The following is a 26,991-nucleotide window of genomic DNA, read 5'->3' on the forward strand; positions in this document are numbered from 1 at the left end:
TTATTCCAATTCTGGTCGTACCCAAAGCTTTGAAAAGTCTACATATCCAAAGTGTTTCACCTTAATATTCATCAAATCTGCGGAGAAGGGAATTTGGCGTTTTGAATAATATAGGGGAATCATAATTGAATTTTCAATAAGTGTTTTTTCTATCTTTAAGTTTAATGAGGTCCAATCCCGAAAAGGTGTTTGGGCATACATATCCAATTGATCATTTATACTTTGGTCCCTTTTTATAATTTTAGCCAAAGAAGAATAACCATTTTGTAGAAAGGAGAAATAGGAAAAGTTTTGGTTCATCTCGAATATTTCCCCATGTATAAAAAGATCTACTTCTTCATTATTACTGTTCTTCATAATTGTATCTTTAAAAGAAACCCATTTTATCTCAATCGGAATTCCTTCTTTTTCTAAAATATTCTTTAGCCACAAAGTAGTATTTTCAGTATAATTTATCATTCTTAAAATAAGTGGCTCTGAGAAATGGGGTCTTTTCAGTTCGGGTATCGTATAAGTTTTACTGTGCCCGATTAGGCAACCTTGATGATTGGCTGAGTATCGTGCATCTGCCTGGCTGATTTCATGACGATATTTTAAAATTACATAGTGTATATAATCACGTACTTCCTTTTTTCGAATAGCTGAGTTTCTAAATGTATTCATCAGCACGACACCAAAACCTGAATCACTTTCCACAGGAAACGTCTGATTATCTTTTTCCAAAGCTGATGAACGATATACAACATCAAAATCTTTTGGTACTTGGACAAATTCTACTATGTCTAGCAATGCTCTTTCTCCGTAATAGTCTTTAAAAGCTATTAGAATTGTTTTTTGCTCATTATTCTCTTGGACATAAAAACTGCCGGTTCCGTGTAAATGATTATTCGTCTCTTTATATATACTTGCATTGATCGAGCCGAGCAATTGTAAAAAGTAACTGCAAGCGCTCGAAAAGAAAACATCTATTATTAAAGGGGCTACAACAACGAATTCTTTTACTGGCTTCCACAAGTCTTGGTAATAAGAATGGTTGCGGAGATTCTCGAAACAATGGATAACATCATTTGCTGTCAAAATAGATCCATCATGAAACTTAATATCTTTCTTCAAGTAAATTCGAATCCTATTCGTTTGAATGTCCCAACTATGCGCAAGCTCAGGCGAAATAATTCCATTTTTATCAACCGAAACTAAACGGTTAAAGATTGTTGCTACAATATTAGCGCTATGTGCATCTGCAGCTTCTAAAGGATGCATCGTTAAAAATGGATTTTTTCTCGGTACAATCAGTGTGTCATTTGTATTATGGACATAGCCAAATTTGGAGCGAAACTTTTGCATCAATCGTAATTTACTATCTGCTGACCAATCCCAAAGTAAATATTTGCTGCTAATTTCTATAGGTTTTTCATCAATTATCTTCATAAGCTTCTCTTCTAAAACGGCTTCCACTTGTTCTAACCACGTAAGGGTGGATACATTCCCTCTGCCACGACCAGAAAAAAATAATAGCCAGCCTTCCGTAGACCATTTTTGAATATATCGTGCAGTTTGCTTTGGGCTTAATTGAAGTAAGTCGGCTATTTCGTTTTGTTTAACGTTTCCTGAAGGGAGAAATCTCCATAAGGTCAATAAATATTTATCCATGATGGTCTCCTTTTACAAAAGTGGACATTTATTATAAAAGTGTCCATTTTTCATTCTCTAAGTCTAGTTTAATATACATAAGACAGAGGAGGCCTGCAATATGTCTTTGAAAAACTATCCGCAAAATATTAAAGTTCGTTTAATTACATCCTTTTTTAATCGTGCAGTTTCCTCGGCTGTAATGCCATTCATGGCGTTATTTTTTGCACAGGAAATGAGCAAAGTTTGGGCAGGTACCTTTTTAATATGTACCGTCTTTATTAGTTTTTTTGTTAATCTAATTGGGGGGTATATTTCTGATCGCTTTCCACGGAAAAGAGTATTGGTTCTTACTTCATTTTTAAGTGCCATGATGTTTTTCATGATGACAATCAGTTTATTCCCAAAAGAGAATATTATTTGGCTTTTTGCCGTAGCTTATGTAGCTTATATTGTTACAAGTAGCCTTGGAAGACCAGCAATGCATGCGATTATTATCGATTCCACTACACCAGAAAATCGGAAAGAAGTGTACGCGGTCGATTATTGGCTCGTGAATTTATCGATGGCTATCGGTGCTGCACTGGGTGGCTTGTTGTACATTAATCATCAAATTGAGCTATTTGCGGTCCTTTCATTTACTTCGGTTTGTTTACCAATCGCTTATAAAATTTGGTTGGTTGATGAACATACACAACGTTTTGAGAAGCGACATAATAATGTTTTCCTTGATTTAATTCAAAATTACAAAGTGGCATTTCAGGATCGACCATTTGTCAAAGTAGTGATAGGGTCTATGTTTATCTTTGCAGCAGAGTTTACACTGAATAGTTATATTGGTGTTCGTTTGGCAGAAACATTTAAAACCATCCATTTAGGGGATTTTCAGGTTGCGGGTGTTCGTATGTTAAGTGTTCTTAATATCGAGAATATGCTACTCGTTGTATGCTTTACATTTTTGATAAATAGATTTACTGATCGCTTCAGCAAGAAAAAAGTTTTATTAAGCGGCTTGATCATCTACAGCATTGGGTATATTACAATCACTTCTGCTAACACATGGTACATATTGATTTTGTTTAATTTTGTTGCAACCATAGGTGAACTCATTTATTCTCCAGTGCGAAATGCGGAGCAGGCGAATATGATTCCAGCGGATAAACGAGGCTCATATTCTGCGTTCTCTAATTTTTCCTTTAGCGGTGCTGAGTTAATTGCGCGATCCACTATTATATTGGGGGCATTTTTAATACCTACGATGATGTCTGTATATATAGGGATTTTATTGATGATCGGAATTTCCCTAGTATACACTGGATTTTTTATCAATAGAAAGGAGTAGCATACTGCGTAAAAAGATTAAAAATGTAGCGCGTATGAGCTGAGCAGTTGCACATACTGAAAGAAATATCACGCATTACATCCATAACAAAACGGCAGAAGAAATTTCATCCATTTCTTCTGCCGTTTGTTGATTTAGTTGCTTTGTATAGTAAATTGGTTGCTCTCGTAATCGCTTTGATTGCTTACATATACGATTTGTTCGCTCTTAGCCATTAGTCAGAACATCACATGAAACACAACGCTGAAAAGATAACCTGTCAGTACAAATATTGCAGATTCCATAAGTGATACTTTGCGGATATTATGCAAAATGAATTCTTTTAGACTTGTAAGAGCGATCAGTCCAATAGAAATGCCTAATAATATACTTTGTGCCCTGATACCGAGGGAAATATGATGACCAATCCAAATAAATAGACAAAAGCATACGGATAAAGCAATGAAAGAAAGAAATAAGCCTATTATTTTCTGTCCTTGTGCCAGAAATATAGAAGTAAGCGCAAATCCTTCGGGAATATGGTGCAAAATGGTAGAAGTTGAAATGGTGAGAACAAAAGAAGAATTCCCTAGTAAGTTTCCGATAGTTAAACTTAAAGGAATCGTATGGATGAAAAGGGCAATTATTAGCAAATAGACAGAGGAGCTATGTTGTTCAGATGAAAATAGAAATTTGTTCACAAAAATTAGAAACAAAAATCCAATCAAAATACCTATAGAGATGCCAGTTGATTTATATGTTTGGATTGCTGATGGAATAATATCTAATACAAGTAGACCTACTAAGAATCCTCCACATAATAATGCTAAACCTTCATTAGATTTACCAAATAGTTTAGCGACAAGCCAAGCGATTCCTGCCCCTAAATTGACACTTAAAAATAGAAGTCCCCCAAGAACTAAAGTACTCAACTGTTATCATTCTCCTATATAAAAAAATAAAATTTCTAGCCAGTAGAATTGAATGGTATCCATTCGGTTAAGCTATGCATATTGAAGATTCTCTTTACTGGAGGTTTATGTATGTCGGATTTAAAAGAGAAACCAATTGCTCCTATGTTGATGGATAAACTTAAGGAACAGATGAATCCTTCTTTTGATGTTATGCTAATTCCTTTACAACTAGAAGAGGAAAAGGCGTTTCTCCTCTATTTAAAAACGGTCGTAGATGGGGATAAGTTACAAAACGTTATTATTAAGCCATTTTTCGAGATGAAATCTGCCCAACATTACGGGGCTTATATTCAATCATCGCCTGATATTATAGAAATCAAATCAGAGGAAGAAATTTTACTCGAACTTACAAGAGGAAATGTATTAATAGCGGTTCAACATGAATTTTTTCTTATAGATGTGAAGAAAGTAAACAGCAGTTCCGTCCAAGAGACGATTATGGAGCCGACTGTATATGGACCCCAACTAGCTTTAAGCGAGGATATTCTTACCAATTTGAATATTATACGACATCGTTACAATGAGCCATCACTTATGATTGAAATCTTACAATTAAATGATAAAACACATAATGATATAGCTATTATTTATGATGACCAAACTGTCAAGCCAGCCATTTTAAAGGCGATTCGAAAGAGACTGAAAGAATTAGATTCAACACTTATTCAATCAGCAGGAGAGCTTCAACTTTACTTGAATGGGAGGAGACTTACGCTATTTCCTACATTAATGTTAACCGAGCGACCTGACCGTATTTGCTATAACTTAGATGCTGGTAAAGTTATATTGATGATTGATGGAAGCCCCCATGCATTAATCGCGCCAGTCGTCTTTTTTGATTTTATGGTATCTATGGAAGATAACTATCATTTATTTTGGATTACCTCGTTCACGCTCGTACTTCGATATTTTGGGCTTGTTACTTGTTTAATATTACCGGCTTTATATGTTGCCATCACTTCTTATAATCCGGACATTTTTCGAACGGAGTTGGCTTTAACGGTCGCTGGTAGTAGGATTGGAGTGCCTTATCCATCGTTTATTGAAGTATTGTTCATGCTCGTATTTATGGAGCTTTTAACGGAAGCGAGTATTAGGCTGCCTAAAGCAATCAGTGCTACGGCCACTACTGTTGGTGGTTTAATATTGGGAACAGCTGCAACAGAGGCAGCACTGACCTCTAATATTATGATCATCATCGTGTCGGCAGTAGCTATCTCTAGTTTTGTCATTCCTATCAATGAGATGAGTTTTTCGATCCGATTTTGTAGATATCTTCTCCTCGCTTTTACGACATTTTTTGGAACAGTCGGATTTATACTTGGCTTTTTAGGAATACTCATGTTCTTGATCAATAAAGAAAGTTTTGGAGAACCTTATTTGAAAATGTATTGGAAAAGTAGAAGGAGTGAAAAGGGAGTGAAAAGTGAATGAGTCGTTTTGTTTATTATTTAATGTTTCTTACGATGATTTCCAATATCATTGCCTCCGTGCCTAAAATACTTTTATTTGAAAGTAAAACTGGGGCAATTCCTTCTATGTTTGCGGCTGTTATTATTGGAACAACACTAGTGTATATTCTTGTTAAATTATTCAATGCTTTTCCGGCTAAAAATTTGCCCGACATGTTGAAGACACACACACCAAAATGGTTTGCTTACCCAGTGCTTTTTTACCTGTTTTTATATTGGTTCATTGCAGGACTGATTACGCTTATTACCTATGTTTTTTTATTTATTACTTTTTTTTCGCCAGAAACATCTATTGTAATTACAACATTTGCCTTTCTCGCTGTTATTTCATTTGGAATATTGATGAAATCCAGGAGTATGTTATACATGGCAGAAATTGTACTAGTGCTATTTGTTCCTCTAATAATCTTTTTATTAATAAAATTTTATGTGAATCCGAAACTAGACTGGGATTTTATTAAGATTTCTATGATGCATGTGAATCACGTCCCATCTTATTGGGCATTTGGCGCATCTCTTTTTATTTTTACAGGGGTTGCTGATTTGGTCATTTTTAATGAACTTTTTACGAAAAAGCATAAAATGGGGTGGAAACAAGTTCTAATTATTGGGCTTTCTGGAGCCGGAGTTTTGTTTACTACTTTTTTTGTGCCAATTGGGTATAACGGGGTGGAGCAGATTGCTGAACTTACTTTTCCATGGATATCGACGAGCGACTCTATTCGTATGAAATACGGTTTAATAGAACGGGTTATTTTTATTTTTATTCTATCTTTTCTAGGAATCGCATTTGTAAGTTTATTACTCCATTGGCATGTTGCCTTAAAAATGTTGGGGAGCATATTCGAATTTAAGCGCTTGAAATGGAAAGGAAAATTGTTGGCTCCTTATATTTTCGTAATTATATTTGGCATAATCTCTTTAATTTTAACGAGAAAATTAACACAGTATCAATTGTTTGAACTCTCCAATTACTTTTATGGGTCACTGCCGATTTTTTTTGCAATATTAATCATTTCCTTAGTAATTGTGAAAAGGAGAGCAAAATTATGAAGCGCCGATTCAAAAGTTATAAAGTAATTATTTTGATCGCTATTTCCTTTTCTTGTGTATTTCTTTTAGCTGGTTGTGGCTTTAAAGATATTGATAAGCGAGTTTTCGTAACGGGTATCGGTGTAGATCCATCGGAAAAGGAAGAAGGGGGATACAAAGTAACATTAAAATTATCATTACCAGTCGCTTCTATAAAATCTTCCACCGGACCTAATTATGAATATTTAGTTCATGAAGGGGAAACGCTTGCTGAAGCAATTCGCATTTTAGAAACTCATACAGATAAAATACTAGAATTCGGACATGCCAAAATTATCGTTATTAACGAGGATCTATTACATGATAATGTGAAGGATTTTATGGACTACTTTATAAGACGTAGCGATATTCAGTTAATAGCTTGGGTTGCAGCAGCTAAATCTTCTGCAGAGTCTATATTAAGGATAGAGCCGGCTGCAGAGTCCGCAGTATCATCTACGCTTGTGAACTTTTTTGGTAGCAGTGGGGCGGATAGTCCTTTTATTACCTCTACTTTCCTTTATGAATTTAGAAGGGATATGTTATCCGATGGAGTGGATGCAGTATTACCGCTTGTAGAGGCATCAGAAGACAAGAAAGAGTTAATCGTTAACAAATCGTTAGTTGTGAAAGAAGAATCAAAACCGTTCGAATTATCTTCAGAGCAATCCAAGTATTATAATACGATAATAAATGGAATGAGCGGATTCAGCTATAAGGCTGAAAAAGGGGATCTAACCATAGTCATTAATATGGAAAGAACTGATGTCCACTTTAAAGTTATGATGGACGATGGCAAGCCTACTTCTATCAAGATGAAAGTAAAAATGGTTGGTATAATTGGTCAATCCAACAAAAACCTATCTTTAACAAAATTAAACGAGTATGATCAAATAGCAGCAGAGACAGTGGAAAAAAAGATTAAAGATTTTCTTACTAAAGTTCAAGAAGAAAATTTTGATCCGATTGGTTTTGGATTAAGATATCGAACGATGGTGCTCTATAATAAAAACACGGTTTCTGAATGGGAGAAAGTATATCCTAATTTACCGATTGACGTGAGCGTAAAAGTAGAACTCAAGGGTACGGGAGCAATTGAATAAAAAATGACAAATCCTCTTTCGATGAAGTAAGGGGATTTTTCGTTTCTTCAGACTTATTAGGAAGTTTCCCTTTCTAATGTAATCATAGTCCGTTAATATATAATTAAGTTAGTTTTATTTACATAGGGGGGAAGCGAGAGCGTTCATATGACAATAGATAAAATGAAACAAACAACATTTAATAAAGCAACATTGGATGATTGGGAACAAGTAGCACTTAAATCACTCAAAGGGAAGACACTAGACTCTCTTTCTACAAAAACATTAGAGGAAATCATTTTGAAACCGCTTTATTCATTAACTGATGCAGCATATATACCTACTTCACAAACGGGCATTGTGCGACAAGCCAAAAATTCTTCGGAATGGTCCATTGCTCAACTTGCGGAAGGTGCTACAAGCGAGGAAGTTTTAAAAGATATAAAAGAATCACTTGGTAAAGGGAATAATGTCATTCACTTTAAAGTGGAAAAAGAACATATATGGAATGAAGAGCAAATAGAAGAATGGAAAGTACTATTAGCAGAACATAAGTCTATTATAGACGTAACGAACAATCCATCTTTTTTAGACCGCTTTACGGAACTAAAAGGTTTAGTGAAGGGAGCAAAAAATGCTGCTATATTACATGCAAGAACGTACTTTTTAAATGGATCGAGCAGTCATCAAGCAGGAGGAGACGCTGTTAGTGAACTGGCGAGCATTCTTGTACAAGCAGATACAATTGCTCGTGAAACAAGCTTAGGGGAACTTGTTTCAAAAGCATTTGTTCAGTTCTCGGTAGATACGAATTTCTTTATGGAAATAGCGAAAATCCGCGCTTTCCGTGTCCTTTGGCAAGCTTTTGGTGAAGGGTTTGGACATCCGCATATAGAAGCAATTCCTGTGCACGCAGAAACTTCTTTGCGTTCATTTTCCGTTTTAGATGCACATGTTAATATTCTTCGCGCAGGAAATAGTGCGCTTGCTGCAGTACTTGGTGGAGCAGATAGCGTGACGACTTACCCACATGATTATTTAACAGGAGTTAGTCCAACATCGAAGCGGATTGCGCGTAATATGCAGCTCGTGTTAAAAGAAGAAACCCATATTCAGCGAGTGATCGATGCGGCTGGTGGATCTTACTATGTGGAGAGTTTAACGAAGGAACTAGTAGAAAAAGCCTGGACATATTTTTTAGAACTCATGAAAGAAGAAACGATAGAAGAGAGAGAAGCAAAGCTTTTAGCACGTACAAATGAAAAGTGGGAGCAGCAACTTGCAGCACTTTCTACTCGTAAAAAATCGCTTATCGGAACGAATGTTTATGCAAATCCAACTGATGTATTACCTAAGGTTATTAACCAAGTTGATTATAAACGTCTTGCCGAGCCATTCGAACAGCTACGACAAGCATTTCAACAAAGTCCTTTGAATACAGCTATTATTCCATATGGTTTATTAAAAGAATATAAAGCCCGTATGGATTTCGTTAGTGGTTATTTAATCGCATTAGGGATTTCTCCAGTTATTGCACCAGAAAACTTGAAACCGTTCGATTTACTAAAATGGATTAATGAACAAGGAATTGACTATGTCATTTTTGTAGGAAATGATGAGCAAACAGCAGGTTTAGTTCCTGCATTATTGAATGAGCGATTGACAGTTCCAATGGATGTAGCAGGCAAATTCGAGGAGTATGAAGACTGGTTAGAAGCAGGACTGTCTGGACGTATTTATGCTGGACAATCACTACTTGAAAAGGGACAACAATTGTTAGCACTTGCGCAAAAGGAGGATTCCAATGTCAACGCCTAATTATTCAGCTGTTTCTATTGAAAATCTAATAGAAAAATCAACGAATAGTCAACAACAAGCAGATTCCTTTTTAACAAATGAAGGAATCGAGCTAAAAAAAGTATATGAAGAATCTGACCGAAGCAAGGTGCAACATTTAAACGATTTACCAGGAATCGCACCAAATACACGTGGACCATATCCAACGATGTATGTAGCAAAACCATGGACAGTACGCCAATATGCAGGATTTTCCACTGCGGAAGAAAGTAATGCTTTCTATAGAAGAAACTTAGCAATGGGACAAAAAGGTTTATCGGTAGCATTCGACTTACCTACTCATCGAGGTTACGATTCCGATCACGAACGAGTGACAGGGGACGTTGGAAAAGCGGGAGTTGCCATCGATTCGGTAGAAGATATGAAAATTCTTTTTAGTGGTATTCCACTTGACCAAATGTCTGTTTCCATGACGATGAATGGTGCTGTTTTACCGATTTTAGCCTTTTATATTGTGACTGCAGAAGAGCAAGGCGTAACTCCAGAGCAGCTTGCAGGAACCATTCAAAATGATATTTTAAAAGAATATATGGTTCGAAATACGTATATTTACACACCGGATATGTCGATGAAAATAATTGCCGATATTTTTGCATACACTGCAAAGTATATGCCGAAGTTCAACTCCATTTCAATTTCTGGTTATCATATGCAAGAAGCGGGAGCTACAGCGGATATTGAGCTTGCCTATACATTAGCGGACGGTCTGGAATATGTACGAACAGGTTTGAAAGCAGGCATTGAAATAGATTCATTTGCACCGAGACTATCATTCTTCTGGGCAATCGGTATGAACTATTTTATGGAAGTAGCAAAAATGCGCGCTGCGCGTAGAATTTGGGCACAAATGATGGCTAGTTTTGACCCAAAAAATCCAAAAACATTGGCGCTACGTACGCATTCGCAAACATCCGGTTGGAGTTTAACGGAGCAAGATCCATTTAATAACGTAACGAGAACTTTAGTAGAAGCAAACGCCGCTGCAATGGGTCATACACAATCACTTCATACGAATGCCCTAGATGAAGCAATCGCACTTCCAACGGACTTTTCTGCTCGAATTGCACGAAATACGCAGCTATTTTTGCAAGAAGAAACAAATATGACAAAAGTAATTGATCCATGGGGCGGTTCGTATTATGTGGAAACACTGACAAACGAACTGATGGAAAAAGCTTGGGCACTAATCGAAGAAATCGAAGAGCTTGGCGGCATGGCTAAAGCAATCGAAACTGGACTGCCGAAGATGAAAATTGAAGAAGCAGCTGCGAAAAAACAAGCACAAATTGACTCTTCCAAAGAAATCATTATCGGGGTCAATAAATATCGTTTAGAACAAGAAGATGCTATTGATATTTTGAATATCGATAATACAGTAGTCCGCCAAAAACAAATGGAACGATTAGCAGAAGTAAAAGCAAATCGTGATGAAGAAGCAGTACAAGAAGCACTTCTGGCATTAACTGACGCAGCCAAAACAGGAGAAGTAAACCTACTAGCTGCTGCGGTAGATGCTGCTAGAAAACGTGCAACGATCGGAGAAATTTCCGATGCCATTGAATATGTTGCTGGAAGACATAAGGCGGTGATTCGTTCGGTGAGCGGAGTATACAGTGCAAACTTTTCTGATGCAGAAGAAATAGAAGCAGTCAAACAAATGGCGGAAGATTTTCGTGACAATGAAGGAAGACGCCCTCGTATTCTTATCGCCAAAATGGGACAAGATGGACATGACAGAGGTGCCAAAGTCATTGCAACCGCATTTGCAGATTTAGGATTCGATGTCGATATTAGCCCCTTATTCCAAACACCTGCTGAAACGGCACAACAAGCAGTAGAAAATGATGTCCATGTAGTCGGGGTAAGTTCATTAGCGGCAGGTCATATGACGCTCGTTCCTGCCTTACGGGAAGAGTTAGAAAAACTAGGTCGAGAAGATATTTTAATTGTGGTTGGTGGAGTAATTCCTGCGCAAGATTATGCGTTTTTACGTGAAAATGGAGCTTCGGCTATTTTCGGACCAGGTACAGTTATCCCCGTTGCAGCTCAAAAAGTCATCGAAGAAGTTTATAAACGATTGGGTTATGAGGAAGTAGAAGGCTAATGGCTGAATCGAGAAAAAATAAGGAAACTTCGATGCATGTCATGAGTGGGATTAAATCGCAGCATGATGGTATGGGGAAAGCTATTGTAAAAAAATTTACGAAAAAGAAAACGCTTGTTATTGATGAAGACGATTATATTCGTGAAATCCGTAGCGGCTCTAGATTACACTTAGCAAAAGCGATTACCTTTATTGAAAGTACTGTAAGTGATCAGCAAGCAATTGGGCAGCAGTTATTAAAACAACTTCTGCCACACACAGGTAACAGTATTCGGATTGGAATTACTGGTGTCCCAGGAGCTGGGAAAAGTACATTTATCGAAGCATTTGGAAAAATGCTCTGTGACCAAGGCTATAAAGTAGCGGTACTTGCGATTGATCCTAGTTCGTCTTTAACTGGTGGCAGTATTCTTGGGGATAAAACGCGGATGGAAGAGCTAGCAAAGAACTCAAACGCATTTATTAGACCATCTCCTTCTGCAGGTACGCTTGGTGGTGTTCACAAAAAATCTCGTGAAACGATGCTTTTATGTGAAGCGGCTGGATACGATGTCATTTTAGTGGAAACTGTCGGCGTAGGACAAAGTGAAACAATTGTTAGGGGAATGGTTGATTTCTTCTTGCTTTTAGCACTAACTGGGGCCGGGGACGAATTACAAGGAATGAAAAAAGGAATTATGGAACTTGCCGATGCGATTGTGGTGAATAAAGCAGATGGGACGAATGAAAAGCTTGCTAAAAAGACAGTGGCAGAATATAAACAAATTCTTCACTTTTTAGCACCTTCTACTCCTAACTGGATAACACCAGCTTTGGCAGTCTCATCGCTATACAAAAAAGGACTCGATGTCGTGTGGAACACAATCGTGACTTTCCAAAAAAGTATGCAAGAAAATGGCGTTTGGGTACAGAGGAGAAAAGGGCAGACGGTTGATTGGTATAAAACGATGATCATTGACCGCTTATATGATGACTTTTTCTCTTCTAGTGAAAAGAAACAATCGATGAAGGATTTAGAGCAATTAGTAAGAGGTGAACAAATCACTGTTTCACAGGCAGTTGATGAGTTATTTTCCTCGAATTCTAAATAGTAATCTGCTAAAATGAATCTAGTTTGAAAAGGAGTGTTGAACAATGAATATGGATTTTAATTTATTGATGAATGATATGGTAATGCAAGCTAGAGGAGAAATGGAGACAAGCGGTTACGAACAATTAACTACTCCAGAAGAAGTAGATGCCGCTTTATCTCGTCCAGGTACTACACTAGTAATGGTAAACTCTGTTTGTGGGTGTGCAGGCGGAATCGCTCGTCCAGCAGCAGCTAACGCAGTGCATTACGATAAACGTCCAGATCATCTTGTAACAGTATTTGCTGGACAAGATAAATTAGCAACACAACAAGCACGTAATATTTTTGGAGATGACCATTTACCATCTTCTCCTTCTTTTGTATTATTAAAAGATGGTCAAACAGTCGCTGAAATCGGTCGTCATGAAATCGAAGGACACGCTCCAACGTCCGTTATCACGCATCTTCAAGGATTATTTGAAGAACATTGTGAAGAAGTTTAATACAAATATAAAACAGCGAAGGCATATACATATGCTTCGCTGTTTTTTTGAGCGTACTAATTAAGAAGATAGGGAGGACAAAGATGAGAAAGATCACTTTAGCAAATGGAAAAACGATAGAAGTAGCTTGTTTAAGTTGTGCCTTAACAGGAGGACATATTGAGCCTGATGGTGGTGTAATAGTGGAAACAGAACACTTCCACGCGCACCAAGATGTTGCCTATCCTATTAAAGGGTTAGTCATATTGGCATCGAAGCGTCATTTCAAGTGTTTGGATGAAATGACGGATGAAGAAAAAATCGAGTATATACAAATACTAACAAAGATTAGAAAAGCACAACGAGAAGTTTTAGGTATCGAACATATTTATTATTTTTACAACGAAGATACCACTCATCATTTTCATACTTGGATGGTACCCCGATATGAATGGATGCACCGCTTTGGGCGTTCTGTAGAATCGGTAAGACCAGCACTTCTTTACGCTCGAAATGAAATGAATAACGAGGCAAATCTTAATGAATTAATCCATGGTATTAATGCTTTGAAAGAAGAATTAGAGAAATAATCCTAAAGATGAATTTATCGGTATACTATGAGACTAGAGTTAAAACTAATGTAAACCTTCTTTGATACATTAGAATTTATCTGATAGCTGCCGAACTAATGAGGGCATAGTTATAAGAAGGATTAACATAAAAACGAATGAAATCGAGCAAAAAGAAGAAGTAAATGAAGAATAAATTGGTTTTGAACCATTTGAATCTAATAAAGTTTCGAGAAAATTGATGAAATAAATAGGCGCATTGATTCTGAATTAGGTGCTGCACCCCAAAAGTTAGAGTGAGAAATCTAACTTTTGAGGTGTTTTTTTATGGCGAAATATAACAACCAATTGAACTTAAAAATTGTGTTTTAATTTATAAATGGAGACCTTTCTTACCGTGCATTAGCTAAGAAACATGATATATCAAGCGAATCCCTAATCATAAGATGGGTATGCCCTTTAAAAGAATTTGGCGAAACTGGCATACGTAGAAAACAAACGAAACAGGTTTATTCTGTTCAATTCAAACTTAATGTATTACACTTTATGAAACAAACAGGTGTTTTTTATCAAGATACAGCGATTGAATTTAACATGAATATACCAAGATTGGGTATATCCTTGGCTGCCAATGCGGTTTATGATTGTAGGTTTACGAAAAATTTTCTTCTTTAATACCGAATTGTCATGGAATATGATTTCTATCCAGGTAATCGGAATAACGAGCATGATTGTTATATTGGCTACTGTTTTCAAAAAGCAAAAAGAAAGTGAAGCAGTGACTGGTTCTCAAAAGGCATAGATACAAAGGAACCAAATTCTTTTCATTTAGAAATTAAAGAATGGTATTTGGTAAGTGGATAGGTACAAGCATGATAGATATTCTACTCACAATCCTTATTCTAATCTTAAGAGAGTTGCCTTTGGTAGCTATCTTTTTTTGTATGGTGCAGTGCTAAAATACTCCTAAAAGAAAACTAGAACGGAACAACAATCTAATTTAGTCAGAGTGTTTGTTATTAGACCTAAACAATTACATATTGTTAAAGTAATAAGGTCAAAAATAATAAAACAAAAAGCAGATGGATAAATTCCACTGCTTTTCCATTCATAATAAACACAACCAATAAAACTTTAATACTGATCTTAATCAGTCCCTCTTGAAAAATAGAATTTTATACTAAGTCTGAAATGCTTATGAATTCCTGAAACTGCATAAATATCTAATGATGCACATAGTTTATTCGAAGATTAGTTTACAATCGGAAGTATAACGATAAAATTACTACCTTTACCTATCTTACAATGCACGATTGCATCGTCACCGCAAAGTTTCACTATACATTTTACAAGTGGAAGTCCAAGACCATTTCCTACTTTGAAATGGGAGGAATTCCATGAGGGAAATTTATTGAAAATACAATTTGTAGTCTGATTATCCATTCCAAGACCATCAATGGAAAAAGACAAAGAGCTGGTGAAACTAAATCAAGTTGACTTGCTTAAAGGAGAAAAAGTCGAGATGTCCTTTTTGTGGTAGAACAATATACAAAAAATAGAGATCGAGTAAAGAGAGAGACTCAGGGTGTGATGTGAGTAAGTGCGCTTTATCGCTTTTGTTCTTAGCATTGGAATAGAAAATCTTTATGAAAAGCTCTTATTGGAAAAAGCGAGTAAGTTAACAATTGTTCGCTCACTTACTCGAAGTAAAATCCTGTTGAGAAATTTATCATTACACATAATTAATAGAAAGGCTCTATTTTAAAACATTAAGTTAGCGTGATATTGAAAATCTTAAATAACATGCAAGCTGAAGTTTCAAAATGTCTTCTGTATTTGAAAAGGAAATTTGAAGCTTTTCTTCGATCCTTTTTAACCTTTGATATAAAGTATTAACATGGATATGCAAAAGTTTGGCTGTTTGTGTAGCTTGACGATTGTTTTCTATATAGGTAACCAAGGTTTGTTCCAAATCCAAAGTATTATCCCTATCAGTTTGAAGGGGATTAAAAACTTCATTAATAAAGGAGTTCAAGTCATCGATCGGTTGTTGAATAAATAAACGATTAATCCCAATATCTCGATAATTTATAATGGTTTTAAGTTGCCTTGAAATAAGAAAAGAGAGTGCTTTCTCCGCTTCGGAGTAACCTTTTGCTATATTATCCATACTTGGATAGCAAGAACCGACTCCTATGTTAAGCAATTCATCATGCACTTGAAACCAGTTGGTATGAATAAGTTTTAGTTTGTTTTTTACATAGTCTTCATCAGCAATATTATTGAATTGGCTAACTATCGTCACTTTATTTCCATAACCAAAAACGATTGATACGTATATTCCTAAATATTTTGTTATTTGTGTAATTAGATTGTGCATTTGCATATTCAAAAAGTGAAAATCTGAATGTGGATGTAAATGAATAATTATGGACATGTAATAAGAATGAGGCGCAATACCAAGCTCATTGGCCTTACTGCGTATCAGATTATATTCTCGGCACTGAATAAAATCATTAAATAAATCATTGGTTTTTTGATAATATGAATCTACTAGTGATTGTCTTCTAATAATCTCTAACGCAATCACTGAGCTTGCCTGTTCAATAATCATCTTATTTAATGGAAAAAGATCATCTTGCTCCATTTCTACTATCATTATTCCAATGGGAACATCAATAGCAATAATAGGATAGATATATAATGATTTGTCGTTTAAAGATTCCATTTTGGTAAAAGAAGGTTCTGATTGTAATTTTGTTTTTATTTTTATCAACTCAATAGGAGTTTCCGATTTCCACGTTGTCGGATTTGAATAGATTTGATTATCGGTTAAGTCTATTATCATTAACGGGCGGTTTATCATATTTCCTATTTCATGTGCGATTTTCTTTAAACCTTTACTTTGAAGAGACATTTTTATTAGGTTATTGTGTATTATATCTCGTTGAAGTAAAAGATCATTATGTTTTTTTAGAGTTTGATAAAGCCTCGAGTTTCTTAATGCAATAGAAACTTGATCAGAAAAACTTTCCAACAATTGTTGATCATCTTTAGTTAGAAGAGGAGAAGGACCACTCTGATAGACAATTAGAACACACAAAGTACGATTCTCAACCCTTATAGGAACTGAAATAATGGTCTGTAAATCTTTAAATTGGACAGAATTATACAGATAAAAAAGGTTATCTGGTGAAATATTAGATGATTCCGAAAGGACGTCCTCTATGTTTGTAAGTATAAAGGACTTGTTATCCTTAAAGGTTTTACCAATGATTCCTTCTCCCACCTTCATCCTCATTTTTTTGATTTCTTCACTAGGACCACCTGTCCATGCTTTAGGAAATAGGGCATCTAGGTTTGGTTCATACATCCAAAGTACTCCCATATCCGCTACAGTAATAACAGACAAAGCATTTTCTAATATTTTTTTTAATAAGTCATCTAAATCTTCCAGTATGGATATATCACGTATGCTTTCCATCACTTTATTCCTAATATATTTTTCTCTATCTAGCATTACTTGCAAGTAATGTAAATCAATTATCATTTCAAGTTTTCGCCTGCTTTCCTTCTTTAATACCGAAGACTCGCTAAGTCTGATGACAAAAGATGTATGATTGGGATAATGATAGTAAATATCCGTATAATTTTCATAGCTATGTATTTTATGATTGAAAAATTTCCTTGGTGTAGGAGTATCTTTGTCAAAATGATGAGATAGAACAAGAGAAAAATCCAATCCTTTTATACCTTCCCACAATTGAAAATGTGAAAGGCAACAGTCATCGATTAAAAATTGTTTAATTTTCAACAAGGTGTCCACTTTTTTACAACCTCCATTAGTACTATGTAAAATTCAACATAATTTATGTGATTATTATATAGGATTACACATTGTTTGAATAGTACGAATTTTTTATACTCAAATAGTATTCAATAAATTTCGTAAGGAGGGACGAAATGGAGTCCAAGTTATTAAAGAACTGGAAGTATGTCATTATCATCTTACTTTTTTTAGGATGGTCAATTGGAAACTTTGATCGCTTTTTTATGAACTATGCGATTTTAGATATTTCAAAGGATCTCCAATTGAGCACTTCCCAGACAGGGATTGTTTTAAGTAGCTTTTTTGCAGGCTATGCCTTAATGCAAATTCCAGGTGGGTGGCTGGCCGATCGTTTTGGTTTCCGGAAGATCATTATTATGGCTGTTTTTGCTTGGTCCGTTTTCACGATTTTGTCGGGAATGGCATGGTCCTTTATGTCCTTAATCCTTATTCGATTTCTTTTTGGACTTGGAGAAGGCAGCTTTTTTCCAGCAGCTTCAAAAGGTATAGCTAGTTGGTTTCCACAAAACGAACGAAGTCGTGCCATGTCATTTATGCTTACTTCAGGAACTATTATGGGGGTAATAACACCAATAATTGGTACACAGTCCATGCAAGAAATCGGTTGGAGAACGATTTTTTATATTGCTGGTGCCATTGGTATTATATTTACCTTGTTGTACTTCTTTTTCTTAAAAGAGGGGAAAGGTTCAGCTGTAACAAGCAATGAAAACCCTTCCAAAGGTAAAGTATCTTTGAAAGACGTTTTAAAAACTCCAATTATATGGAATCTGTTTATTGCCTACTTCGCCATTTATGCAGTCCAATGGGGACTAATGGCATGGATGCCTACTTATTTAGTTGAGGTGCGGCATCTTGACTTAACTTCTGTTGGGTATATTTCAGCTATTCCAGCGGTTGCAGGGATTATTGCAATGCTTGCAAGCGGCTATGTTTTAGATAAATTACCTAAAGGGAAAGATAAGGTGATTGCAGCCTTATTTGCAGTATTAATTGCTGTTTTTCTATATTTAATGGCATATGCGCCAAACATAATGATGTTTGCTATCTATCAAAGTCTTGTTACCGTATTCATGTCGTTTAATATAATTTTAATTATTTCTGCACCTTTAAAAATGTTATCAGAAGAGGTTGTAGGAACTGCAAATGGGTTCATTAATACTGGTGCGCAATTCGCTGGTGTCCTTACTCCGATGTTAATAGGATTTTTAGTAGAAGCTTTTGACGGTTCTTATACAGTAGCTTTTATTATGCTTATTATGTTTGCATTATTGTGTGCAGGATCATTATTTTTAATTCGCCCAAAGAAAGAGGTTCCTTCTTTCGAAAATCTTGTAAGTTAGGAGATGTAATAAGTGACTAATCTATCAGAAGAAATTTCAAATTTAATAGACAAGAAGCGTACTTTATTTACACAGCTAAGTGATCAAATATGGGAGTTTGCAGAAACCAGATTTGAGGAATTCCGTTCAGCTGATCTGCTTTGCGAAGCATTAGAAAAAGAAGCATTTACCGTGAGTAGGGGAGTAGCTGGTCTTGAAACAGGCTTCATCGCATCCTATGGATCTGGTCATCCGATTATTGCTATACTCGGTGAATATGACGCATTGGCGGGACTAAGCCAACAAGCACATAGCGTAAAGTTTGAACCCATTGTTAAAAATGGAAATGGCCATGGCTGCGGACATAATTTGCTAGGGGTAGGCTCCTTAGCAGCGGCAATTGCAGTTAAGGAGTATATGAAGGAACATAAGCTTGCTGGAACTGTACAATATTTTGGCTGTCCCGCAGAAGAAAGTGGATACGGGAAAGCATTTATGGCAAGAGATGGCTATTTTAAAGACGTTGATGTTGCATTCTCATGGCATCCTTCGACAATGAATGCTGTCATGCACTCCACTGCGAATGCCGTCATCCACGCACACTTCAAATTTAAAGGAAGAAGTGCACACGCTGCTGCAGCTCCCCATTTGGGTAGAAGTGCTTTAGATGCTGTCGAGCTAATGAATGTTGGAGTGAATTATATGAGAGAGCACATTGTGGATGAGGCACGCGTTCATTATGCAGTAACAAATACAGGTGGAATGGCTCCAAACGTAGTTCAAGCAGATGCTGAAGTGACCTATTTAATCCGAGCACCTAAACCGGATCAAGTAAGGGATTTGTATAATCGAGTAGCAGATTGTGCTCGTGGTGCAGCACTTATGACGCAAACAAAATTAGATTTTGAAATTCAAGGTTCCTGCCATAATTTGATTCCTAACTTGACGCTTGAGAAAGTGATGCACGAACATATGCAGCAATTAGGTTTTCCCGATGTGAGTGAAAACGATATAGAATTTACACAAGCTATTTATGAAACATTGACTGAGGAGGAAAAGCATACTGCTGCATTGCAGAGTGGTAAAAAGATGGCTGTACAATTAGCGGAACGACCAATTGCTGATTTTGTTGTTCCTTTATCAGAGAAAGAAACATTTATGGGAGGTTCAACGGATGTAGCAGATGTTAGCTGGAATGTTCCTACCGCGCAATGTGTAACTTCTACATGGGCATTTGGAACCCCGTTTCATACTTGGCAGGCTGTGGCACAGGGTAAAACAGAATATGCCCATGATGCCATGTTATTAGCTGGAAAAGCAATTGCATGTACGGCTATTACAGCCCTCCAAAAACCGGAGTTACTCGAAAATGCTAAGAAAGAGTTAGCAGAAAGATTGGATGGAGAAACTTATACAGCCCTAATTCCAAAAGAGCTTACTCCAGTGCAATACAAACAAAAGGAATATCAAACAATTTGAAGGTAGAAGTGTATTTAATGGAGAAAAAATGAACGATTCATTTTTAGCTTTGAAAGGGAAGCAGCAGAGTTAGTTGTAAAATCGGAAGCTTTACTGTAAGCCGTATCATGAATAAATTAGGAAGAGTCTGGGAAATAAATAGTTTCAGATATAGAAAAAAGAGAAATTGAGTCCACTCAATTTCTCTTTTTTCTATATTAAGCGGTTAGCCTTGCATTTATTAGTTTTTGATTGTGAATTTACTTAGATTTACAGCCATTAGAGCGATACACATTTCGTTGTCAACTTTTGATTTTCCTCGTACGGAAAATTGAGTGAAACACAAATTAGCCTTTAAGAATCCGGAAATTTTCACGTATGTCTTAAAAAATCTTCTACTTATATATTCTTTCCAAACAACTTAACTACAACAAAGGAAATGGCGGAGGACTGGTGATGAGGATAAGAGAAGGACTTAGGATATAAATTGACTTAATTTGGTGAAAATTATTAAGAAGAGATAAATTAATAAATAAATTACATCTTGGGTAGCTTAAGAATAGTATCAATTAATCAACAAGGAGGCTTCTCGATTGGATGATAATAAAAATCATAATAGACCAAAATTGAAAAGAAAATCTAAACTAAAGTTGAAAGAAGAAGAAATTACTATTGTTGATACGAATATCGCACGCAAAGCTGTTTTTGCAACTGCTGTTGGTAATGGAATGGAATGGTTTGATTTTGGAATTTACTCGTATCTAGCTGTTACAATTGGGCAAGTATTTTTTCCTGAAGTAAGTGGACCCATGCAATTAGTATTTGCTTTTGCAACATTCGCAGTTGCCTTTATTGCTCGACCTCTTGGGGGAATTTTCTTTGGGATGCTTGGAGACCGTTTAGGTCGAAAAAAAGTCTTAGCTATTACCTTGATCATGATGGCTCTGGCCACATTAAGTATTGGCTTGATTCCAGCCCATGCGTCTATAGGCTATACTGCCACCGTGCTTTTACTTATTGCTCGTCTAGTTCAAGGTTTTTCAGCGGGTGGAGAATATTCGGGTGCTATGACGTTTATTGCTGAATCCACACCTGATAAAAAAAGAGGTTTTATGTCTAGTGGTCTTGAGGTTGGTACTTTAGTTGGCTATATCGCCGGAGCTGGTCTTGTTACTGCACTTACCTATATTTTAGGGGAGGAAACAATGTTAGAATGGGGTTGGCGTATTCCTTTTTTCTTATCGGCCCCTATCGGTTTAATTGGCTTTTATTTGCGAAATAATTTAGAAGAAACACCTGCATTTGAGGCAATGCAGGAAAGTAAAACTGAAGATGATAATGAGGAATCTGTAAAACATATAATACAGTACCATTGGAGAGCAATACTTATTGGTATGTTTGTTGTTTTCTTTTATATTGTTGTAAACTATATTGTTTTATCTTATATGCCATCTCATTTAACTGCTGTTCTTGGTTATGGAGAATCAGAAGGACTTTTGTTAATTGTTATTGTAATGGTTATTATGATTCCGATTGTTCTATTAATGGGCTATTTTAGTGATCGTATTGGAGCAAAGAAGGTAATTCAAGGCGGTTTAATCGGGTTGATTCTTTTGAGTATACCTGCCTTTAATTTAATCGGTAGTGGAAATACCCTTCTTGTATTTTTCGGATTGATGATTCTTGGAATATTTTCTGCTTCTTTCCAGGGGACCATGCCAGCACTATTACCTTCTCTATTTTTTACGAATGTTCGGAATGGGGCATTAGCGATTACATTTAATATTTCCGCATCGTTGTTCGGTGGTACGACACCTTTACTTGTATCTTGGTTAATTAGCAAAACGGGAAATGAAATGGTACCTGCCTACTATGTGATACTTGCATCTATTGTCGGTATTGTTGTGGTAACCATCTTTCTAATAGATACTTCAGGAAAAGCACTTCGAGGTTCACCGCCGGCGGTTGAAGAGAAAGCTGAAATAAAAGAGATTTTAGAAGAACCAGAAGAAGCATTATGGTGGAACGAAGAAAAGAAAGAGATTCAAGAACGAATTGAAGATAGTTCGGAAGATGGAAAGTAAATTGAGACAATATTAATGGAATGTTTTGCTTTAATATAAGTAGGTTATCCATAACCATCTTTATTTAAAAAGCTTAACGTAATTTTAGAGTAGAGATTGCCCTCCATCCTTATAGGAAATTTTGTTGAAAAGATCCTTGAATTTAGATTGTGAAAGGAGTATTAACTAGAGGGGTCTCTTCTACGCGACTAGTTGAATAAAGGGTGTTAAAAGGAAAACGAATGTTTTTGAAGCAACTTTTTACTAAAACACAAGATAAGGAAACCATTGTGAACCATAATGGTTTCCTTAAATTTCTTAAGTGAATAATATATGATTAAATTGGTTGGTAATATTTTGAATACGGGACAATAGAGAGTAATAATGATAATCATTACAGTGAAATTTTGAAAAATAAAAAACATAAATTCTATTATTTAGGGTTAGGACAAATAAAGTGTAGCTACAACTCGGTAAATTTAATAAAGAATTTAACAGCTTTAAAATATGAAAAGAATATTGAACTAGCAATCCAAATGGTAACGAGAACCCGTATTTATTTCCATACTTTTTTGCATTAGTTTTTGATTTTACTTCTCTATGGAACTGTGAAATATTTCCAGGTATGGCTGTACAAATGGCTTTTAGAAAGGATTCGTTTATTTTCAATTATCTTATTAAGTGTAGAGATATTAATAATGAGATTTAAAATTTGGTCGATAGTAAATTTTAGAATAAACAATTCATACGATAAACTTAGCCAGGCAAGTTATTTAAACGCTTATACAAATAATCTTTTTTTAATGGATACAGCAGTTAGACTCCCGCTGACTCGACATATAATAACTATCGTCTAAATACATTTTTGCAACTTCAAGTATATCTTTAGCATATTGGCAAGGATATACTTAAAATGTTTAAGACATCTGGAAATCAATTTAGAGAATAACTGTGATATTATACATCTTTATGCTTTAATATTGAGTGACAATTATTTACTTACTTTCTAGTGGGTCAATTCATTAACCAAATGTAAGCCGCAGCAATAAATTGAACAAGAATTTCCTCATTTATACTGTAATTTCTTCCTTTTGTTACGTTCAATTCTGTTTTGAAATCTTCAATAAGAAACGCAAAGAATATGTAAAGACTCATTTATATTTTTATATACAAATGAGCCTTTCAAGCAACTAAAAAGTAACTGTTAAACCTTGTTAGTAAACTACCTATTGTTTTATCTCTTTTTTCTTTCCATATACCATAAAGCGCCACACTTTTTCCAATGGCCCCATAGGAAAGAATTTGAACCAAATTACACTATATATGATTTGAATAACATAGATCAGGATTGTAATATAGATAATATCCTTTGGTGAAACGACATCAAGACCAATAAGTGAAATGATAAGTGTTCCTATAATGCTTTGAGCTATATAATTAGTAAAAGCCATTTGTCCGACAGATGAAATTGGGTTCAATAATTTCAAGACATATTTATTTTCTAATAGTAAAAATAATGTTGATAAGTAAAACAAGGTCGTTGGTATTGTCCCCAATGCAATAAGTATATCCACATCATTGTCTCCACCTTGAGAAGCATTCCAAATCCACAAAGAGAAAGAGATAAACAAAAGAAATGTCCCCGTCTGTATCCATCTAATCTTTTTAGATAATTCCTGTATTTGTGTAAGCCAACCTGTTTTTGCAGTTAAAAAACCAGCCAAAAACATAATGAAGATTAGTACTAAATCATTAGAAAAGAAATTCAAGACAGGAAGGAATGGTTTGGGAAAAGGCATGAAATTTTTTAGTATTAAGGAAACTAGATGGATGGTAGTCATACCAATAAGCCATTTTTTAATTGTCCCAACTTTTGTACGATAAAAAGGAATTAAAAACACCCCAACAATAGCGTATACAGGTAGAATTGTTCCCCAAAATATAAAAAAGTGTATGATTCCAAGAAGCAAGAGAGTAAGTAATCGTCTTACCATTCTTTTTTTAGGATTGTCTCCACGTGTTTCCGCTCTTGAAGCGAAAATATATAGACCTGCCCCAAATAGAAAAGAAAAGATAGAAAAGAATTTCTTTTCCACAATAATTGCTATTAATGTGCTGATAACCCCATTAATCCCACTATAATCTGGTTGAGCTTGTCCTTCGATAATAATTTTATATGCTCCGACATTAATTAGCAGTATACCAAGAAGGGCAAGTCCGCGAATAATGTCTAATGAAATAATTCTTTCTTTTTGTGAGATAGACTGATTCATTATAATTCTCCTTTTAAGTTTTATATGACATTGCTTAAAGGATAGTATAATTTCCGAACCTTACATTACATTGATAGCAACCTTACAAAAACCTTAAAAGTCGGTAGAGGATTATATTTCATAGAAAAACACATGTTATGATGAATGGCATAAATTTTTTCTAGAAAAGAGGGAGAGAAATTGTCAACCTATACACAGCCGATTTATGTGGCAGCGATTGTTTTTGTTATACTAGCGTGGTTATTATTTGTTCCTTGGCTTGTTTATACGTATAGAAAATATAATTATTTGCCCCTTTCTATTACAGTAATTACATTTTCATTTATTTTTTATTTTCTAGCAGCTCTGTTTCTAGTATTACTGCCACTGCCAGAAGTACGTGATACTTGTTCCATACAAAAACCCGATACACAGCATTTTTCTCTAATACCATTTCAATTTGTTGTGAATACCTTTGACAATAGTGGTATTGTCTTGTCACGACCTAGTACTTATATGCAGCTATTTAAACAGCCTTCATTTTTTCAAGCACTTTTCAACTTCCTGCTATTGTTGCCATTTGGAGTTTATCTGCGTTATTTCTTCCCAAAGAAAAAGTTTTGGAAACGAGCTTTGGTCATAACCTTTCTCCTAACGCTATTTTACGAAGTAACTCAAGTAACAGGAATTTATGGGATTTATAATTGTGCTTATCGAATTTTTGATGTAGATGATCTACTGTTAAATACAACAGGAGGACTACTCGGATTCTTTATTGCTCCAGCTGTGTTAGCATTATTTCCGTCTAAGCAGAAGGTTAATGAAAAAGCAAATGGACTATTAGCTCATGATGATGTAAAGACGATGTCTGTGTTATTGGCATTTATTATTGATTTATTCATTAATAAAGTGATCAGTACTATAATTATTAGTATGTCCTATGCCAACGAGGTTAGTGTCTTTATTGTAAATACAGTTGTGTTATTTGTAGTATTTTTTGTCGTACCACTGTTTTGGAAGGGAAATACTTTTGGGACGAAGGTAATGCGGTTTCGCTATGAAAGTAAATTTTCTAAAGCGGAAACAAACAAACGATTGTTTAAACGCTTTGGTGCAATTTACGCTATGTACTTTATAACAGGTTTAGCAAGAATCTTGAATAATTCAGCACTTACAATGGACTCCGATTATTATAAAGCAACTGTATTTTTGTCACTGGGTGCTTGGGTTATCTATTTTGTTTTAACGATTGTACTTCTCATTCATGCTTTATTGGTCCTATTTAGTAAAGGTAAACGTCGTTTTTATTTCGATGAAGCATCAGATTTGTATACAACTAAGAAAGACTAATATAAAGAGGCTGGGACAGAAGTAGTCTCAATCAATGAAAAAAGTGAAATCGCACGCGCGATTTCACTTTTTTCATTTTATTTTAAGATTATACGAACAAGAGCTTATACTCTTGCCGTATATTTTCGGATATTCACGGCCATTAATGCAAGGCCGATTTCGTGTTCGACCTTAGATTTTCCACGAACAGAAAATCGTGTAAAACCTAAATTAGCCTTCAAGAATCCAAAAACTGGTTCCACGTCTATTTTACGTTGACGGTAAATGGCACCTGTTTTTTCTTCTGAAAGCTGTGTTCGTACATATTCTTTTTGTTGCTCCCATTTCTCATTGACCATGAGCTTACGGTTCGTATCTTCTTGCGCCTTTGTACATAACGCTCGCAGTGGACAACCTGTACAGTCTTCACATTCATACATTTTGAATTGGCGTTGGAATCCTGTTTTATCGGTACGTGTAGCGTTGTGTCGGAATGTCAGTTGCTTCTCATTTGGACAAGTATAGCTATCCTTTTCCTCATCGTATGCCCAATTGCTTGTTTGGAACGGGTTGTTTTTATACTTCTTCTTTTGTTCGTTCAAATAATGGTTGTACGTAATGAGTGGTGTGCGTTTGCGCTTCGTTAAAATATCATCGTAATTTTGTTCACTGCCATAGCCGGCATCCGCAACGATATGTTCCGGTAATTCAAAGTACTGTTCTTCTATTTGATCTAGGAATGGCAGGAGTGTTTTCGTATCCGTTGGGTTGGCGAATACACCGTAAGCCAACGTGTATTGACCTTCCGTGGCTACTTGTACGTTATAGCCCGCTTTTAATTGCCCGTTTTGCATATAGTCGTCTTTCATGCGCATAAATGTCGCATCTTGGTCTGTCTTCGAATAGCTGTTACGCGTGCCAAAAATCGCAAAATCCTTTTCATACTTCTGCTTACGCGTAATCCAGTCATAGATCTGCTTTACCATTTCTTTTGGTGTTTTGCGTTCGCTACGCAATCTTTTACGCTCACTCACATCGTCAGAACTATCTATTTTGTTTGTGTAGTCATCGACTACTTCATCGA

Annotated in this window: 19 protein-coding genes and 1 pseudogene; 14 read left to right on the forward strand and 6 right to left on the reverse strand. The window is 35.7% G+C overall.

Features of this window, described 5'->3' with window-relative positions; translation table 11 throughout:
• Entirely contained in the window at positions 1 to 1,650 is a 1,650-nt protein-coding gene (locus ACIQ38_RS09260; RefSeq protein WP_402821288.1) for an ABC transporter substrate-binding protein, read from the reverse strand.
• Positions 1,651 to 1,750: 100 nt separating this feature from the next.
• Between ACIQ38_RS09260 and ACIQ38_RS09265 the strand changes: the two genes are divergently transcribed.
• Positions 1,751 to 2,971 (forward strand): MDR family MFS transporter, encoded by a 1,221-nt coding sequence (locus ACIQ38_RS09265; RefSeq protein WP_402821291.1) that lies wholly within the window; start codon positions 1,751 to 1,753, stop codon positions 2,969 to 2,971.
• Positions 2,972 to 3,189: 218 nt separating this feature from the next.
• On the opposite strand, the gene ACIQ38_RS09270 is transcribed toward ACIQ38_RS09265, so the two are convergent.
• Positions 3,190 to 3,882, reverse strand: a complete 693-nt coding sequence (locus ACIQ38_RS09270; RefSeq protein WP_402821294.1) for a ZIP family metal transporter — start codon at positions 3,880 to 3,882, stop codon at positions 3,190 to 3,192.
• A 111-nt stretch (positions 3,883 to 3,993) separates the two neighbouring features.
• On the opposite strand from ACIQ38_RS09270, the gene ACIQ38_RS09275 reads away from it, so the two are divergent.
• The 9 genes and pseudogenes from ACIQ38_RS09275 to ACIQ38_RS09315 all read left to right on the forward strand — a co-directional run.
• Entirely contained in the window at positions 3,994 to 5,358 is a 1,365-nt protein-coding gene (locus ACIQ38_RS09275) for a spore germination protein (protein WP_402821296.1), read from the forward strand.
• A complete protein-coding gene (locus ACIQ38_RS09280) occupies positions 5,355 to 6,449 on the forward strand; it encodes a GerAB/ArcD/ProY family transporter (protein ID WP_402821299.1) in 1,095 nt (364 codons plus the stop codon). Before ACIQ38_RS09275 ends, ACIQ38_RS09280 begins: the two co-directional genes overlap by 4 nt.
• On the forward strand, positions 6,446 to 7,570 hold the full coding sequence (locus ACIQ38_RS09285; protein ID WP_402821302.1) for a Ger(x)C family spore germination protein: 1,125 nt from the start codon (positions 6,446 to 6,448) through the stop codon (positions 7,568 to 7,570). Before ACIQ38_RS09280 ends, ACIQ38_RS09285 begins: the two co-directional genes overlap by 4 nt.
• Before the next feature lie 147 nt (positions 7,571 to 7,717).
• Positions 7,718 to 9,367 carry a methylmalonyl-CoA mutase family protein gene (locus ACIQ38_RS09290; protein WP_402821305.1) on the forward strand — a complete coding sequence of 550 codons (1,650 nt, stop codon included), beginning with the start codon at positions 7,718 to 7,720 and terminating at the stop codon, positions 9,365 to 9,367.
• Positions 9,354 to 11,510, forward strand: coding sequence for a methylmalonyl-CoA mutase (scpA, locus tag ACIQ38_RS09295; RefSeq protein WP_402821308.1), 2,157 nt, complete (start codon positions 9,354 to 9,356; stop codon positions 11,508 to 11,510). The genes ACIQ38_RS09290 and scpA overlap by 14 nt, the downstream gene beginning before the upstream one ends.
• Positions 11,510 to 12,601: a methylmalonyl Co-A mutase-associated GTPase MeaB gene (gene meaB, locus ACIQ38_RS09300; protein WP_402821311.1), complete on the forward strand. Its 1,092-nt coding sequence runs from the start codon at positions 11,510 to 11,512 to the stop codon at positions 12,599 to 12,601. Before scpA ends, meaB begins: the two co-directional genes overlap by 1 nt.
• A 43-nt stretch (positions 12,602 to 12,644) precedes the next feature.
• Positions 12,645 to 13,085, forward strand: coding sequence for a BrxA/BrxB family bacilliredoxin (locus tag ACIQ38_RS09305; RefSeq protein ID WP_402821314.1), 441 nt, complete (start codon positions 12,645 to 12,647; stop codon positions 13,083 to 13,085).
• A gap of 83 nt (positions 13,086 to 13,168) precedes the next feature.
• On the forward strand, positions 13,169 to 13,654 hold the full coding sequence (locus ACIQ38_RS09310; protein WP_402821317.1) for an HIT family protein: 486 nt from the start codon (positions 13,169 to 13,171) through the stop codon (positions 13,652 to 13,654).
• 580 nt (positions 13,655 to 14,234) lie between these two features.
• Positions 14,235 to 14,435: pseudogene (locus ACIQ38_RS09315) on the forward strand (hypothetical protein); the annotation flags it as partial.
• A gap of 449 nt (positions 14,436 to 14,884) precedes the next feature.
• Here the strand turns inward: ACIQ38_RS09315 and ACIQ38_RS09320 are convergent.
• Positions 14,885 to 15,103 (reverse strand): ATP-binding protein, encoded by a 219-nt coding sequence (locus ACIQ38_RS09320; protein ID WP_402821320.1) that lies wholly within the window; start codon positions 15,101 to 15,103, stop codon positions 14,885 to 14,887.
• A 304-nt stretch (positions 15,104 to 15,407) separates the two neighbouring features.
• On the reverse strand, positions 15,408 to 17,447 hold the full coding sequence (locus ACIQ38_RS09325; protein WP_402821323.1) for a helix-turn-helix domain-containing protein: 2,040 nt from the start codon (positions 17,445 to 17,447) through the stop codon (positions 15,408 to 15,410).
• A 149-nt stretch (positions 17,448 to 17,596) separates the two neighbouring features.
• Here ACIQ38_RS09325 and ACIQ38_RS09330 point away from each other — a divergent pair, with 149 nt between their 5' ends.
• From ACIQ38_RS09330 to ACIQ38_RS09340, 3 genes are all read left to right on the forward strand, one after another.
• Positions 17,597 to 18,826: an MFS transporter gene (locus tag ACIQ38_RS09330; protein WP_402821326.1), complete on the forward strand. Its 1,230-nt coding sequence runs from the start codon at positions 17,597 to 17,599 to the stop codon at positions 18,824 to 18,826.
• A gap of 12 nt (positions 18,827 to 18,838) precedes the next feature.
• The gene (locus tag ACIQ38_RS09335) at positions 18,839 to 20,284 is read left to right on the forward strand and encodes a M20 family metallopeptidase (protein ID WP_402821329.1); all 1,446 of its coding nucleotides are present in this window, start codon (positions 18,839 to 18,841) and stop codon (positions 20,282 to 20,284) included.
• Positions 20,285 to 20,856: 572 nt separating this feature from the next.
• Positions 20,857 to 22,347: an MFS transporter gene (locus ACIQ38_RS09340; protein ID WP_402821332.1), complete on the forward strand. Its 1,491-nt coding sequence runs from the start codon at positions 20,857 to 20,859 to the stop codon at positions 22,345 to 22,347.
• Between the two features lie 1,205 nt (positions 22,348 to 23,552).
• Here ACIQ38_RS09340 and ACIQ38_RS09345 read toward each other — a convergent pair.
• Complete coding sequence (locus ACIQ38_RS09345) at positions 23,553 to 24,599, reverse strand: DUF418 domain-containing protein (protein WP_402821334.1); 1,047 nt, start codon at positions 24,597 to 24,599, stop codon at positions 23,553 to 23,555.
• A gap of 180 nt (positions 24,600 to 24,779) precedes the next feature.
• Between ACIQ38_RS09345 and ACIQ38_RS09350 the strand changes: the two genes are divergently transcribed.
• A complete protein-coding gene (locus tag ACIQ38_RS09350) occupies positions 24,780 to 25,928 on the forward strand; it encodes a VanZ family protein (RefSeq protein WP_402821337.1) in 1,149 nt (382 codons plus the stop codon).
• 104 nt (positions 25,929 to 26,032) lie between these two features.
• Here the strand turns inward: ACIQ38_RS09350 and ACIQ38_RS09355 are convergent.
• Positions 26,033 to 26,991, reverse strand: a 959-nt coding sequence (locus ACIQ38_RS09355) for a transposase (protein WP_402821340.1), incomplete at its 5' end; no start/stop codon positions are given.

Source organism: Psychrobacillus sp. NPDC096389 (assembly GCF_044762855.1).
Lineage (GTDB): Bacteria > Bacillota > Bacilli > Bacillales_A > Planococcaceae > Psychrobacillus.